11 protein-coding genes are annotated in these 14,380 nt (G+C 66.4%); 5 read left to right on the forward strand and 6 right to left on the reverse strand.

Annotated elements, in window-relative coordinates; translation table 11 throughout:
- Positions 1-222: 222 nt before the first annotated feature.
- Positions 223-1,935, reverse strand: a complete 1,713-nt coding sequence (locus E3T41_RS12915; protein ID WP_092452384.1) for a phospho-sugar mutase — start codon at positions 1,933-1,935, stop codon at positions 223-225.
- Positions 1,936-2,264: 329 nt separating this feature from the next.
- Positions 2,265-3,098 carry a purine-nucleoside phosphorylase gene (locus E3T41_RS12920; protein ID WP_092452326.1) on the reverse strand — a complete coding sequence of 278 codons (834 nt, stop codon included), beginning with the start codon at positions 3,096-3,098 and terminating at the stop codon, positions 2,265-2,267.
- Between the two features lie 182 nt (positions 3,099-3,280).
- Between E3T41_RS12920 and E3T41_RS12925 the strand changes: the two genes are divergently transcribed.
- On the forward strand, positions 3,281-4,717 hold the full coding sequence (locus E3T41_RS12925; RefSeq protein ID WP_092452323.1) for an NAD(P)H-quinone dehydrogenase: 1,437 nt from the start codon (positions 3,281-3,283) through the stop codon (positions 4,715-4,717).
- A 284-nt stretch (positions 4,718-5,001) separates the two neighbouring features.
- Here the strand turns inward: E3T41_RS12925 and E3T41_RS12930 are convergent, their stop codons facing one another.
- Together E3T41_RS12930 and E3T41_RS12935 are read right to left on the reverse strand one after the other, a co-directional pair.
- Positions 5,002-6,774, reverse strand: coding sequence for a biotin carboxylase N-terminal domain-containing protein (locus E3T41_RS12930; RefSeq protein WP_092452381.1), 1,773 nt, complete (start codon positions 6,772-6,774; stop codon positions 5,002-5,004).
- A gap of 79 nt (positions 6,775-6,853) precedes the next feature.
- Complete coding sequence (locus E3T41_RS12935) at positions 6,854-7,510, reverse strand: nucleoside triphosphate pyrophosphatase (RefSeq protein WP_092452320.1); 657 nt, start codon at positions 7,508-7,510, stop codon at positions 6,854-6,856.
- Positions 7,511-7,595: 85 nt separating this feature from the next.
- Between E3T41_RS12935 and E3T41_RS12940 the strand changes: the two genes are divergently transcribed.
- Genes E3T41_RS12940 through E3T41_RS12955 form a run of 4 tightly spaced genes read left to right on the forward strand, consistent with a single transcriptional unit; the run spans position 7,596 to position 12,077 of the window.
- A complete protein-coding gene (locus E3T41_RS12940) occupies positions 7,596-8,912 on the forward strand; it encodes a class I SAM-dependent RNA methyltransferase (protein WP_134478926.1) in 1,317 nt (438 codons plus the stop codon).
- A 39-nt stretch (positions 8,913-8,951) separates the two neighbouring features.
- Positions 8,952-9,656 carry a response regulator transcription factor gene (locus E3T41_RS12945; protein ID WP_104131962.1) on the forward strand — a complete coding sequence of 235 codons (705 nt, stop codon included), beginning with the start codon at positions 8,952-8,954 and terminating at the stop codon, positions 9,654-9,656.
- On the forward strand, positions 9,649-11,040 hold the full coding sequence (locus tag E3T41_RS12950) for a sensor histidine kinase (protein ID WP_134478928.1): 1,392 nt from the start codon (positions 9,649-9,651) through the stop codon (positions 11,038-11,040). The genes E3T41_RS12945 and E3T41_RS12950 overlap by 8 nt, the downstream gene beginning before the upstream one ends.
- Positions 11,040-12,077 carry a hypothetical protein gene (locus E3T41_RS12955; RefSeq protein ID WP_134478930.1) on the forward strand — a complete coding sequence of 346 codons (1,038 nt, stop codon included), beginning with the start codon at positions 11,040-11,042 and terminating at the stop codon, positions 12,075-12,077. The genes E3T41_RS12950 and E3T41_RS12955 overlap by 1 nt, the downstream gene beginning before the upstream one ends.
- Before the next feature lie 351 nt (positions 12,078-12,428).
- Here the strand turns inward: E3T41_RS12955 and E3T41_RS12960 are convergent, their stop codons facing one another.
- Positions 12,429-12,659, reverse strand: coding sequence for an acyl-CoA carboxylase subunit epsilon (locus tag E3T41_RS12960; RefSeq protein WP_092452307.1), 231 nt, complete (start codon positions 12,657-12,659; stop codon positions 12,429-12,431).
- Complete coding sequence (locus tag E3T41_RS12965) at positions 12,659-14,266, reverse strand: acyl-CoA carboxylase subunit beta (protein ID WP_092452304.1); 1,608 nt, start codon at positions 14,264-14,266, stop codon at positions 12,659-12,661. Before E3T41_RS12965 ends, E3T41_RS12960 begins: the two co-directional genes overlap by 1 nt.
- Between the last annotated feature and the right edge of the window lie 114 nt (positions 14,267-14,380).

Here is a 14,380-nt window from a genome sequence, read left to right on the forward strand (position 1 = left end):
AACCGCCGCCCACGCCCCACCCTCAACCTCGAAACCCCCGCCTACCGCCTCAACCAGCTACTTCTCGAAGCAAAAACCCCCGCGTTGCCCTGACCACTTGACTTTGCCCGCGCAAAATGGCCTCAAAGTCACGGCTCGGTGATTGAAACTCACGGCTCAGCGAAGCGGATGGCCGACCCGACCCGCCCAGATCCCGCCATCGACGCGAGCGGATGCCTGCACCTACTCGATCAGCGCGCGCATTCCGCGGTCGAGCTCGTCGAGGGCGGCCTGCGCCGCGGCACGGCGCTCGACCAGGGTGCCGACCGTGCTTCGGGTGTCGATATACACCTTGAGCTTGGGTTCGGTACCGCTTGGGCGCACCATGACGCGCGATCCGTCGGTCAAACGGATGCGCAACACGTCACTCGGCGGCAGGTCACCCAGCCCCCACCGAAAGTCGTCGATCTCGTCGACGCGAATGCGCCCGACATGGGTCGGCGGGGATTCCCGTAGGCGCGTCATGACCAAGGCGATCGTGGAGACTTCGGAGACCCGCACCGAGATCTGCCCCGAGGCATAGTGTCCGAACTTCTCACTGAACCGGTCAAGGTAGCCGGCGAGGGTTGTCCCTTCCGACTTGAGGTCGCTGACCAGCGAGAGCAGGGCGACCGCTGCCGAGATGCCGTCCTTGTCGCGCACGCTGTCCGGGTTGACCAGGTAGCCGAGCGCCTCTTCGAAACCGTAGACCAGGCCCGGCACCCGCGACACCCATTTGAACCCGGTGAGGGTTTCGACGAAACGCAGGCCGTAGGCATCCGCTACCGCGTGCAGAGCCGGCGATGACACGATTGAGCAGGCTAGCGCGCCCGGGTTTGAGGCGTCAGCAGTAGCCAGGGCCGCGGCGCGCCAGCCCAGAATCGCTCCGACCTCGTTGCCGCTGAGCCGGCGATAACCGCTCGCGCTTGAGAGGTCGGGAATGGCGACGGCAAGCCGGTCGGCGTCGGGATCGTTGGCAATAATGAGCTCGGCGCTCACCTCACGCGCAGTCTCGTAGGCGAGGTCCATCGCGCCGGGCTCTTCAGGGTTCGGAAAGGCGACGGTGGGAAAGGCCGCGTCGGGCGCGATCTGCGCGTCAACCAGGGTCGGCAGGTCAAAACCGGATTTTTCGAGCACGCGACGGGTGGTGTCCCAGCCGACGCCGTGCATGGCGGTGTACACCGAGTTCACCTGCGCCCGCGGTGTGTGGGCGATGCTGGCCGTTTCGGCGATGTAGGCCTGGACAACGGTTTCTTCGGCGGTCTCGTAGCTGGCGCGCGGCAGGTGCGGCACGTGCTCGTCGGCGGCGACGCGCAGAATCTCGTCCGAGATGGCCTTGTCGTCGGGGGAGACGATCTGCGCGCCATTGTTCACGCCGCCCAGGTACACCTTGTAACCGTTGTCGTTCGGCGGGTTGTGCGAGGCCGTTACCATCACGCCGCAGCTTGCGTCGAGATGCCGCACGGCGAAGGCGAGCACGGGCGTGGGCAGCAGACGCGGCAAGAGGATGGCGCGCACCCCCGCGCCCGCCATCAGCGCCGCCGTGTCGGTCGCGAAGACGTGTGAGTTCTTGCGTCCGTCGTAGCCGATGACGACTGACGGGGTCACCCCGGGCGCAGCGTGTCGCAGCAGGTAAGTGGCCAGGCCAGCGGCGGCCTGCGAGACGAGCACGCGGTTCATGCGGTTCGGTCCGGCGGAAATCTCACCGCGCAGCCCGGCCGTGCCGAAGGCGAGCCGGGTATCGAACCGGGAATGCAGATTGGACAGCGCTGCGGTGTCGCCGTCTCCGACGGCATTGATAAGAGCGCGCAACTGTGCCTGCGTCTCCGGATCTGGGTCCTGGTTGAGCCAGGCCCGCGCGGCCTGTAACACCGTCGCGGTGCGGTCAGTCGGGGTCTCCGGGGTTTCGTGGGCCACCGGCGCGGTCGCTAGGTCGTCGATCTCAGCGCCATCGTCGGTCGTGATGGTCTGAATGGCAACCGTCGCTTCCACGGTGTCATCGTCGTTGTCCGGCACAATGGTCTGAATTGCGACGGTCGGTTCTGAGCCGGCATCGTCGCTGTCCTGCACGATCGGGAGGGCGCGGGTGGGAGTCTCGGTCTCGTCGGCCGGGTCGGCGTCGGTGACGTGCGGGGAAGCCGGCGTGCCTGGCGGGGTGACTTCGACAGTCGCATCCGCTGGCGGGCCGGAGTGACGACCGCCACTACGTTCGACCGGCTGCTCGACGTTGTCGCGATCCGGGCCGCTCACAGCGCTGCCACGATCCGCGCGAGGAGCGCACTGATCACAGGTTCGGCCAGAGCACCGGCCTCGATAACCTCGCCATGGCTGAGCGGGGTCGACTGAATGCCGGCGGCGAGGTTGGTAATGAGCGAAAGACCCAGCACCTCCATGCCGGCCTGCCGAGCGGCGATGGCCTCAAGCGCGGTCGACATTCCCACGATGTGGCCGCCGATCGCCTTGGCCATCTGTACCTCGGCGGGCGTCTCGTAGTGCGGCCCGCGAAACTGGCAATACACGCCCTCGTCGATGGAAGGGTCGATGCCGCGCGCGACATTGCGCAGCCGCTTCGAGTACAAATCGGTCAGGTCAACGAAGTTTGCGCCCTCGATCGGCGAATCGAAGGTCAGGTTGATGTGGTCGCTGATCAACACCGGAGTTCCAGGCTTCCACGATTCACGGATGCCTCCGGCCCCGTTGGTCAGGATCATCGTCGTCGCTCCGGTGGCCGCTGCCGTGCGCACACTGTGCACGACCCGGCGCACGCCGTGACCCTCGTAGTAGTGCGTGCGGGCGCCGATCACGAGCGCGCGCTTGCCGCCGGGCAGCAGAATCGAGCGCAGGGTGCCAGCGTGGCCGGCCAGCGCGGGGGCGCTGAACCCGGTGATGTCGGCGGCGGCCACGGTGTGCGTGGTCTCGCCGATGAGGTCGGCCGCCTTGGCCCAGCCGCTGCCGAGCGTCAGGGCGATGTCGTGCCGGGGCACTCCCGTGATGCCGGCGATCTCCGCTGCGGCCGACCGAGCTGCCTCAAACGGGTCAGTTTCGGGCAGGTCTAACGGGTTGATCTCGTTCGTAAACATTTCACTACTCTAGAACCCCCGCCAACCAGGCGGAGATTTTGCGCGAATTCTGCTCATCGGCGCGCCGAACCGGCACTCTGGCGACAATACGGCTCGAATTGGGCCGATTTGGCGGACGATCCACGTGCCGCGAACATACCCACGGTTTGGCGGGGGGTGCGCAGGCCACGAGAATGGAGTACATGGCCTATGAGTTCGAACGCAAGCAACGCATCGCAGTATTAGGTGGAGGGCCCGGCGGATACGAAGCGGCCATCGCCGGAGCACAGCAGGGTGCCGATGTCACCCTCATCGAAAGCGTCGGTGTCGGCGGCTCCGCCGTGATAACGGATGTTGTCCCCTCCAAATCCCTCATCGCCACCGCCGAGGCGTCCAACTCCATCGGAGAAGCTACCGACCTCGGTGTGCAGTTCTTCGTACGCGGCGACACCGGCAAGCCCACGCGCCCCGAAGTCGCCATCAACCTGGCCGCAGTGAACAAGCGCCTCCTCGCGCTGGCGCGCCAGCAGTCCGAAGATATGAAGGCCACGCTCATTCGCGCCGGTGTGCGCTACGTGCAGGGCCACGGACGGCTCGACGGCACCACCGGTATCATCGTCGCCACCTCCGGCGACTCGACCGCGACCGACTTCGACCGCATCGACGCCGACACCCTCGTCGTCTCCGTGGGGGCCAGCCCGCGCGTGCTGTCCTCCGCACTTCCCGACGGCGAGCACATTCTCACCTGGACCCAGCTCTACAACCTCAAGGCGATCCCCGAACACCTCATCGTGGTCGGCTCCGGCGTTACCGGCGCCGAGTTCGCCTCCGCCTACCGTGCCCTCGGCGCGAAGGTCACCCTCATCTCCAGCCGCGACCAGGTACTGCCCGGGGAAGACGCCGACGCCGCCAATGTGATTGAGAACGTGTTCAAGCGCAACGGTATGACCGTGCTCTCCAAGTCGCGCGCCGGTTCGGTCAAGCGCACCAAGACCGGTGTCGTCGCTACCCTCGAAGACGGACGCACGGTCGAAGGCAGCCACTGCCTCATCGCCGTCGGGTCGATTCCGAACACCGCGAATATCGGCCTCGAGCAGGCCGGCGTGCAGATCACCGAGTCCGGGCACATTCAGACCAACCGGGTCGCCCGCACCTCCATTCCGAACATCTACGCGGCCGGGGACTGCACGACCGAGCTCCCGCTGGCATCCGTTGCCTCGATGATGGGCCGCACCGCGGTGTTCCACGCCATGGGCGACACCGTCAACCCGATTGAGATTCGCAACGTCGCCGCGAACATCTTCACGCAGCCTGAAATCGCGACGGTCGGCTACACCCAGAAGCAGATCGAAGACGGACTCGCCCAGGGCGATATCTACAAGTTGCCGCTTGCCGTGAACCCGAGGGCCAAAATGATGGGAATCAAGGACGGTTTCGTCAAGATCTTCGCCCGCACCGGCAGCGGAACCGTCATCGGTGGCGTTATCGTCGCCCCCAAGGCGAGCGAGCTCATCTTCCCGCTGGCTCTCGCGGTCGAGCACCGGCTCACGGTCGACGAGGTCGCTCGCACGTTCCCGGTCTACCCCTCGCTCACCGGTTCCATAACGGATGCCGCGCGCGCCATGCACGTCGTCCGGTAGCCCCTAAATCCCCGCGCAGTTCTCGGGGCAGCCCGCGTTCTCGACGCCCTGCCCCTGCTTTTGTGGACGGGGTTGGGGTTCCGAGGTAGGCCGCGAAAACCGGGTCATCCGCTCCTCGCTCAGACATCGCGGGTGCGTGGGAAGGGTCCGAATGCTTTTCTCGGATCCCTTCCTGAAAACCGGCATTGGTTGAGCTGAGGAGCGGTTGTCTTGTCCCCAACCCCGCCGGCAAAATCATGCGCAAGTCTGGTGTGCTGCCAGCCAATCGACGAGTGTCGAGCGGGCTACGCGGCGTCGGAGACGGTCAGCAGAACCGAACCGGAGGAGACCGTCGTGCCGACGACGGCGGCCAGGTTGCCCACGGTGCCGTCGCGGTGGGCGACGAGTGGCTGCTCCATTTTCATGGCCTCGAGCACGAGCAGCAGGTCGCCCTTGACGACAATGTCGCCCTCGGCGACCAGTAGCTTGACGATGGTCGCCTGCATCGGTGCCTTGATGGCGTCTCCGGTGGCGGTATCGACCGAGTGCAGACCGTCGCGACGCTTGGGGGCCGGGCCCACCGAGCGTGCGCTCGCGCCGCCGGGCAGCAGACGCGTCGGCAGGGTCACCTCGATGCGGCGTCCGTCCACCTCGACGACGATGCTGTGGCGTTTCTGCGGTCCGACGGCGTCTTCCATGCTGCCGGTCCACGGTTCGATGTCGTTGTCGAACTCGGTCTCGATCCAGCGGGTGAAGACGCTGAACGGCTGGCCGTCGGTCGGAGCGAAGGCCGGGTCGCGCACGACCTTGCGGTGAAAGGGCAGCACGGTCGGCAGGCCGGCAACCTCGAACTCGTCGAGGGCGCGGCGCGAACGCTCCAGGGCTTCCTCGCGAGTCGCGCCGGTGACGATGAGCTTGGCAATCAGGGAATCGAAGGAGCCGCTGATCACATCGCCGGACTGCACGCCGGTGTCGACGCGCACGCCGGGGCCGCCGGACGGCTTGAACACGTGCACCGGGCCGGGCGCGGGCAGAAAACCGCGGCCGGCATCCTCTCCGTTAATGCGGAATTCAAACGAGTGAGCGGATGCGACGGGGTCGCCATAGGTAAGCTCGCCGCCCTCAGCGAGGCGGAACTGTTCGCGCACGAGGTCGATGCCGGTGACCTCTTCGGAGACGGTGTGTTCGACCTGCAGCCGGGTATTGACCTCGAGGAACGAGACGGTGCCGTCCTGGCCGATGAGAAACTCGCAGGTGCCAGCGCCGAGGTAGCCGACCTCTTTGAGGATGGCCTTGGACGCTCGATACATCTCGGTCGTCTGTGCTTCGGTGAGGAAGGGCGCCGGCGCCTCTTCGACGAGCTTCTGATGCCGGCGCTGCAGCGAGCAGTCGCGGGTCGACACGACGACGACGTTGCCGTACTGGTCGGCCAGGCACTGCGTTTCGACGTGGCGGGGGGAGTCGAGGTACTTCTCGACGAAGCATTCGCCTCGACCGAAAGCCGTGATGGCCTCGCGGGTGGCGGAGTCGAACATCTCGGCGACCTCCTCGCGGGTGCGGGCGACCTTGAGGCCGCGGCCGCCGCCACCGAAGGCGGCCTTGATCGCGACGGGCAGACCGTGCACGTCGACGAAGGCGAGTACCTCGGCGGCGTCGGTGCAGGGGTTCAGGGTGCCGGGCGCCATCGGCGCGTTGACCTTTTCGGCGATCTTGCGGGCGGAAACCTTGTCGCCGAGCTGCTCGATCGCCTCGGGCGACGGTCCGATCCAGATCAGTCCGGCGCCGATCACGGCGCGGGCGAAGTCAGCGTTCTCGGCCAGAAAGCCGTAGCCGGGGTGCACGGCGTCAGCGCCGCTCCGGCGGGCGATCGACAGGATCTTGTCGATGACCAGGTAAGTTTCAGCGCCGCTGGTGCCGTCGAGACCGTACGCCTCGTCGGCGAGACGGGCGTGCAGGGAATCGCGATCCTGGTCGGCGTAGACGGCAACAGAGAGAATTCCACTGTCCTTCGCGGCACGGATGACCCGAACGGCGATCTCGCCTCGGTTGGCGATGAGGACCTTCGTTATGAGTGACACAATCACTTAGCCTATTGGGCCGCACCGCATCCATTTTGGTTCTCTCCCACAAAAAGACCGGCCAGATTCTTGCGGATGCCTACAATGACAGCGCTCCGGGGCGATTCCACAGCGTCGGCCACTCGTGCCCGAGGCCACGCACCAGCCGTCGAAGCGTCGGCAGCGACAGTCCCACCACGGTGGACGGGTCGCCGACAATGCTCGTAATAAAAGGAGCGCCGAGGCTGTCGATCGTGAACGCTCCCGCGACATAGAGCGGTTCGCCGGTCGCGATATAGGCGTCAAGCTCGGCATCGTCGAGGTCGTCGGCGAAGGTCACTTCGGCCACCGCAACCGCACCGACCGCGTCGCTCGGCACTCCGGCTGTCAGCTCGATCAGCCAATGCCCCGAGTACAGCGTTCCGGTGCGCCCGCGCTGGCGCTCCCAGCGTTCCCGCGCCGCTTCGGCGGTATGCGGCTTGCCGTAGATGACCTCGTCCAGCACGAACACCGAATCGCCGCCCAGCAGTAGCCCGTTCAACGGCTCCGCGAGCAGAACGGATGCCGCCGCCTCAGCTTTCGCCCGCGCCAGCAGCAGCACGAGATCCCGCGGCGCGAGCGCGGCTCCGGCGGCAGCCTCGGTCTCGGCGACGACTCGTGCTTCGTCGACGTCAGGGTTGATCAGCACCGGTTCGATGCCGGCCGCCCGGAGCAGGGCCAGCCGGGCCGGAGATGTGGAGGCCAGATAGAGGCGCATGCTTGTCCTTCGCAGTTTCGGTGACTCCATTCAATCAGGCTCGATCGAGCACGAGAGGAAGGGGGGGGTGTGGGATCATCAAGGAATGAGCAATTCGAGTCACCAGCCCCAGGCCGCCGCCAGCCTCCCCTCCGAAACGGTCGGCAGCGAGCTCGAGCTTGACATCACCAACATCGCGCACGGCGGAATCTTCATCGCCCGCCACGAGGGTCGCGTCATTTTCGTCAGCGACACCCTGCCCGGTGAACGGGTGCGCGCGCGCCTTACCGAGGCCAACCACAAGAGTTTCTGGCGGGCTGAGACGATCGCCGTGCTCGACGCCGCACCGGAACGTCAGCCGCACATCTGGAGCGCAGCATCCGTTGATCGCGCTCCCGAAGACCGCGCGGGCGGTGCCGAATTCGGGCACATTGAGCTCGGATTTCAGCGCGAACTCAAACGCCAGGTGCTCGCCGACGCGCTCCAGCGCATGGCCGGGATCGACAGCGACGTGGTCGTCGAACCGGTCGCGGTCAGCGCCAAGGCCAGCCCCGGCGACGCGATGGACGGCACCGGATGGCGCACCCGGGTGAGCCTGCACGTGGCCGCCGACGGCACCATCGGCCCGTACGCTGCCCGCAGCCACCGCGTGATCCCGGTCGACGATCTGCCGCTCGCCGAACACGAACTCGAGCTGCGCGCCCCGCTCGACACCCTGTTTCACAACGCCGCGAAGGTTGACCTGGTCGCACCGAGCAAGGGCGATGTGCAGGTGCTCGTCTCGGCCAAGGATTCCAACGGCAAGCCCAAGCGGGTGCCGCACGGTCTGATTCACGAGGTTGTCGACGGCCGCGAGTTTGAACTCGACCGGTCCGGATTCTGGCAGGTGCACTCCATGGCTGCCGACACGCTTTACCACGCGGTGCAGAACATCATCGACCCGGATCAGTTCGACCCGCGCGCCTCCAACCTCGACCTCTACGGCGGTGTCGGCCTGCTCGCCGCGGCCGTCGGCGACAAGTTCGGCGCGTCGACCCGCATCACCTCGGTCGAAAGCGACCCGGAAGCGGTCGCCTTCGCCGCCCGCAACCTCAAGGAATGGGCGGGCGCCACCGCCGAGGCCGACCGCGTCGACCGCTATCTGCAGCGTCTGCTACGCGAGGCGGATGCCGCGGAGCGCGCCCGCCTCGCCGCCGCCACCGTCGTGCTCGACCCGCCGCGCTCCGGCGCCGGCGCCGCCGTCGTCGATCAGCTGGTGGCCCTGGCACCCCGGCAAATCGTCTACGTGGCCTGCGACCCGGTGGCCCTGGCCCGCGACGTTGCGCTGTTCCAGAAGCAGGGATACCAGCTGCGCACACTCCGAGCCTTCGACCTGTTCCCCAATACCCATCACGTCGAGGCCGTCGCACTGCTCAGCAAATAGCTATCCTTAAGACGAGCCAACGAGAAGGACAGCGACATCGTGAGCCACGCACTACCTGATCCCACCCCAAGCACCCCCGAGCAGTCCGTTCGCGTCGGTATCGTCGACGACCACGAATCGGTGCGACTGGGACTGCAGGCCGCCTGCGAAAACTCCGGCTACGAGGTGCTGTTCGCCGCCGCGACCGCTCAGGCCCTTGTGGACGGCCTCGCCGGACGAGCGTGCGACGTGATCGTGCTCGACCTCTCGCTCGGCGACGGTTCGCTCGTGACCGACAATGTGCACCTCGTCGCGAGCACCGGCTCGGCCGTGCTCGTGCACAGCATCGCCGACCGGGTTGCCTCGGTGCGTGAGGCACTCGCCGCCGGCGCCGCTGGAGTCATCCCCAAGTCCTCGCCGACCACCACAGTCATGGCCGCCGTGGCATCCGTTGCCCGGGGCGACGTGCTCAACAACCTCGAGTGGGCCACCGCGATCGACGCCGACCGCGACTTCGCCAGGGCTCAGCTCGGTCGCCGTGAACGCGACGTTCTGCACTTGTACGCCTCGGGCCTGCCACTGAAGATGGTTGCCCTGCAGCTAGGCATCGCGCACTCCACGGCGCGAGAATACCTGGACCGAATCCGGGTGAAGTACGTCGAGGTCGGCCGCCCAGCGCCGACCAAGGTCGACCTGCTGCGCCGCGCCGTCGAAGACGGAATCCTGCCAGGACTCGACGCCTCCGACGGTGACCGCGGTGTCTAAACGGGCCGCCCGCCCGGGCGCCCTGGTGTCAACCGATACGGCCGCGTTCGGCGCGGTCAATCCGGCCGACTTCCAGGACGACCTGTTCGGACGGCCCCGGCACCCGCGCAATCCGATCAGTCACGCCCAGATCGAGATCGTCCTGTCCCGTTCGGTGGCCGGTGTCGCGGTGGTCTTCGCTCTCCAGACGCTGCCGTTTATGCTCGGACAGCTGGAAAGTCGCAAACCCGGTTCCGCCGTGCCCATCGGGATCGCCCTGGGCCTGTCAATTCTGGTGTTCGTGGTCGCAACGCTGGTTCGGCGCGGCATTCGCACTACGGCCGGCATTATCGCGGCCGTCTACCTCATCGCCCTCATCGTATGGCCGCTCGTTATGCGCGACCCCACGGTCGTTCTCGACAGCAAACCGTGGCTCTGGTACTTGTGCACCGTCGCGACCTCGTGCGCGGCGATCGCGTTTCCGTTGCTCTGGGCCATCATTTACACGGTCGTCACGCCCGTCGTCTTTGGACTCGTGCGGGTGTTGCCCTCCGGCGGTGAGGCCGAAAACCTGCTCGCCGCCCTCGATACCTGCTACGCCATGCTGCTCGGCGGTGTCGTGCTCATCATCATCTACGTGCTCCGCGACGCGACCGACAAGGTCGACACCGCCCAGTCCAATGCCCTGGCAAAATACGCCGTGGCGGTGCGCCACCACGCGACCGAGATGGAACGCGTCGAGGTCGACTCGATCGTGCACGACAGCGTTCTCGCGACTCTGCTCTCGGCCGCCGGTGTGCACAATTCCAAGGGAGCCGTGCTGGCCGCGGCGATGGCTCGCAGCGCCATCATCCGCTTGCAGGAGGCCAATGGCGAACGAACCCTCGACGATGCGACGACCGACGTGAGCCGTCTGGTCGACCGCCTTCGTGGCGCCGCCTTGAACACCGGCGCTTTCACCATCACCGAGCGGGGGGTCGACGGCCTGAGCATTCCGGAGTTCGTCGCCGAGGCCCTGTATGCGGCGAGCGTGCAAGCCATGGTCAACAGCGTGCAGCACGCCGGCCCAGCGCAAATGCGCAGCCTGACGATTTGCGGCAACGGTCGAAGCGGATGCCGCATCGAGATCAGCGACACCGGCTGCGGCTTTGATCCGACCAGCGTGGCCAGTGCCCGGCTCGGCGTGCGGGTCTCTATTCGCGACCGGATCGCCAGCGTGGGTGGCGTCGCCGTGGTGAACTCAAGCCCCGGCCGGGGCACGACCGTGGTCATCAGCTGGCCGCGGGTTGAGGTCTCCGCCGACAGCGAAACGGATGGGGGCAGCGACGCGGGGCTTCGAGTGGCGCCCGCATCGGTCGAGTATGCCGTCACCAGTCTCGACACCGACCGGGCGGGTGATCGCTGATGACCAGCGTTGTCAGGGTGTCGCGCACGCTCACCCTCGTCGTAGCGGCTCTGTTCTCGGGCTATCACGTGATTCTCGGGCTGTATTCGATCCAAGAGCCGACGTCGTCGGTGCCGATCCTGGTCGCCATGGGCCTGTATGTGGGGGCGACAATGGCGAGCCTCTGGCCGAGCAGCCCGATGCGCATGTCGTTGCCGCTGGCGCTGTTCAACGTCGCGGTCAGCGTGGCACTCCCACTGATCGTGGGCAGCCAGCTTGATGGCTCTTCGGGTAATCTCGGCTACGCCACCTGGTACGTCGCCGCCATCGGCACGCTGATGACCATCACTGCCACCCGCAAGCGTCCCCAACTAGCCCTGCTGGGTGTGGCCTTGCTCGTCATCCACAGTGTGATCTGGGCCGGAGTCGGCGAACTCGGGGGACTGGGCGTCATCGGAAGCGTGGTCTGGGTGGTCGCAGCCGCGGTGCTCTCCCGTGCCCTGGTCAAGGCCAGCCGGGACGCCCGCCAGTATGCCCGAGCCGAGCGCGAGGCGAGCGGATGGCACGCAGCCCAGGAGGCTCACCTCTACGAGCGCCAGGTGCGTCTCACTCAGACCATGCGCCTTGCTATGCCGATGCTGCGACGCATCAGCGAGAGCAACGGTGAGCTGACCGCAGAGGAACAGCAGGAATGCCGGTTTCTCGAAGCGGCCATTCGCGATGAGATCCGCGGCCGCCGCCTGCTCAACCACGCGGTGCGGGAACAGGTCATGGCTGCCCGGCGTCGCGGAGCCAGCGTTACGCTCCTCGACGAGGGCGGTATCGACGATCTGGGCGGTGTTGCCCTCGACGACGTGCTGGGCACCATCGCCCTCGCCCTCGAGCAGACGAGCGCCGACAAGATCATTGTGCGTACCGCGGCCGACAGCGCGACCGTCGCGGTGACCGTGGTGGGGCTGTCGAGCCCTGACCCGGCGGTGAGTGCCCTCGGGCTGGACTCTGCGGGTGACGATGAGGTCAACCTGTGGCTGGAAATCCCCCGTCAGATCACGCCCTAATCAACCAGCTCCCTGTTCGGGACCCTGGGTACGCGAAAGGGGACCAGCCGAAGCTGGTCCCCAACCGTTTATTCGAGAAAGGACGACAACCCGAATGCCATCCGTTCTCGCCCCCAACACATTCGCTCGCTTACCCTAGTCAGCGAATGATTGGTGGTGAAACTCCAGGAGTTGCACCGAGCAATCCCCAGTCTGCACTAATCTCCAAAGTCTCGCTGTCGGCATTTAGGAGGACAGACGCGAGGTCGGTTCTACCCCCGTCTGGGCCCACCTTGTGAACCGATGCCCAATTTCTAAACTGGGCCCGTGGACGGGGCCCCGTCCACGAAGAAGGTGGGGCGCCGGAGGGGGTCAGCCGGCGAAGCCGCGCCAGCGACCGGCGCCGGGGTGCACCGGCTGGCGGATGGCGCGCTGGCCCTGCTGCCAGGCGCTCCGGTGCTGTACGGGAGCCGCCCGACGCTCGTCGGATTCCTCCCGCAACAGCCCACGGATGATGGCGCTCACCGCCGACACCTCGACGTCGCTGACGTGTCCGGTGACGAAAATGAGCTCCGAGGGATCGAACTCTGAGGGCTTGGGCATTAGAGGGGGATGTTTCCGTGCTTCTTCGCGGGCAGGGTGGCCCGCTTGGTACGCAGGGCGCGCAGGGCCTTGACGACCGACACGCGGGTGGCGGCGGGCTCGATGATGCCGTCGAGCTCCCCGCGCTCCGCGGCCAGAAAAGGGCTCGCCACATTGTAGGTGTACTCGTTGGCCAGGCGGGTGCGCACAGCGGCGACGTCTTCGCCGGCCTGCTCGGCCGCCTTGATCTCAGCGCGGTAGAGAATGTTCACGGCGCCTTGGCCGCCCATGACGGCGATCTCCGCGGTCGGCCAAGCCAGGTTGGTGTCGGCACCGAGCTGCTTGGACCCCATCACGATGTACGCGCCGCCGTAGGCCTTGCGCAGAATGACGGTGACCAGCGGCACGGTGGCTTCGGCGTAGGCGTAGAGCAGCTTCGCCCCGCGACGGATGATGCCGGTCCATTCCTGGTCGGTGCCCGGTAGAAAGCCGGGCACGTCGACCAGGGTGAGGATGGGAATGGAGAACGCATCGCAGAACCGCACGAACCGTGAGGCCTTCTCACCGGCCTCGATGTTCAACGTGCCCGCCATGGCGTTGGGTTGGTTGGCGACGATCCCGATCGACCGGCCCTCGACCCTGGCGAAGCCCACGACGATGTTCGGGGCGTACAACGGCTGCGTCTCGAGAAACTCGCCGCGGTCCACGATGTGCTCGATGACCGTTTTCACGTCGTAGGGCTGGTTGGGGGAGTCGGGGATGATCGTGTTGAGCCGACGGTCAGCATCCGTTGTCTCAAGCTCCACCTCGCTGTCGAACACGGGCAGCTCGGCCAGGTTGTTGTCGGGCAGGTAGCTCAGCAGTGCGCGGGCAAAGTCGAGCGCGTCGGGCTCATCGCTCGCGAGGTAGTGCGATACCCCGGAGACCTTGTTGTGGGTGAGGGCGCCGCCGAGCTCCTCCATGCCGACGTCTTCACCGGTGACGGTTTTGATCACGTCGGGGCCGGTGACGAACATCTGGCTGGTCTTGTCGACCATGATCACGAAGTCGGTCAGCGCCGGAGAGTAGACCGCGCCGCCGGCGGCCGGGCCGCAGATGATCGAGATCTGCGGGATGACGCCCGAGGCTGCCGTGTTGCGGCGAAAGATTTCGCCGTACTTGCCGAGGGCCACAACGCCCTCCTGAATGCGCGCTCCGCCGGAGTCGAGAATGCCGATGATCGGCACCCCGGTCTTCAGGGCAAGGTCCATCACCTTGATGATCTTCTCGCCGGCGACCTCACCGAGCGAACCGCCGAAGATCGTGAAGTCCTGGGAGTACACGGCCACCTGGCGGCCGTGAATCGTGCCGGTGCCGGTGACGACGGCGTCGCCATACGGACGCTTCTTTTCCATGCCGAAGGCCACGGTGCGGTGCCGCACGAACTCGTCGAGCTCCACGAAAGAACCCTGGTCGAGCAGTAGGTCGACGCGCTCGCGGGCGGTCATCTTGCCCTTGGCGTGCTGCTTCTCGATGGCGGTGGCCCCGCTGGCGGTCACAGCCTCGTGATAGCGCAGCTTGAGGTCGGCGAGTTTTCCCGCCGTCGTATACAGGTCGGGTGCCGCGGCGGGCGTCTTATCAGTCACCATTTCACTCTACCGGCACCCCCCGACCGCTCCTCGTTGACGATGTTCTACAACTTTGCCCCGCAACACTGGTTCTTTCCCCCTCCGTCGGGTCCCTTGGACTGCAGAAACCGGACT

This window comes from Cryobacterium sp. Hh38, assembly GCF_004403235.1.
GTDB classification, from domain to species: Bacteria; Actinomycetota; Actinomycetes; order Actinomycetales; family Microbacteriaceae; genus Cryobacterium; species Cryobacterium levicorallinum.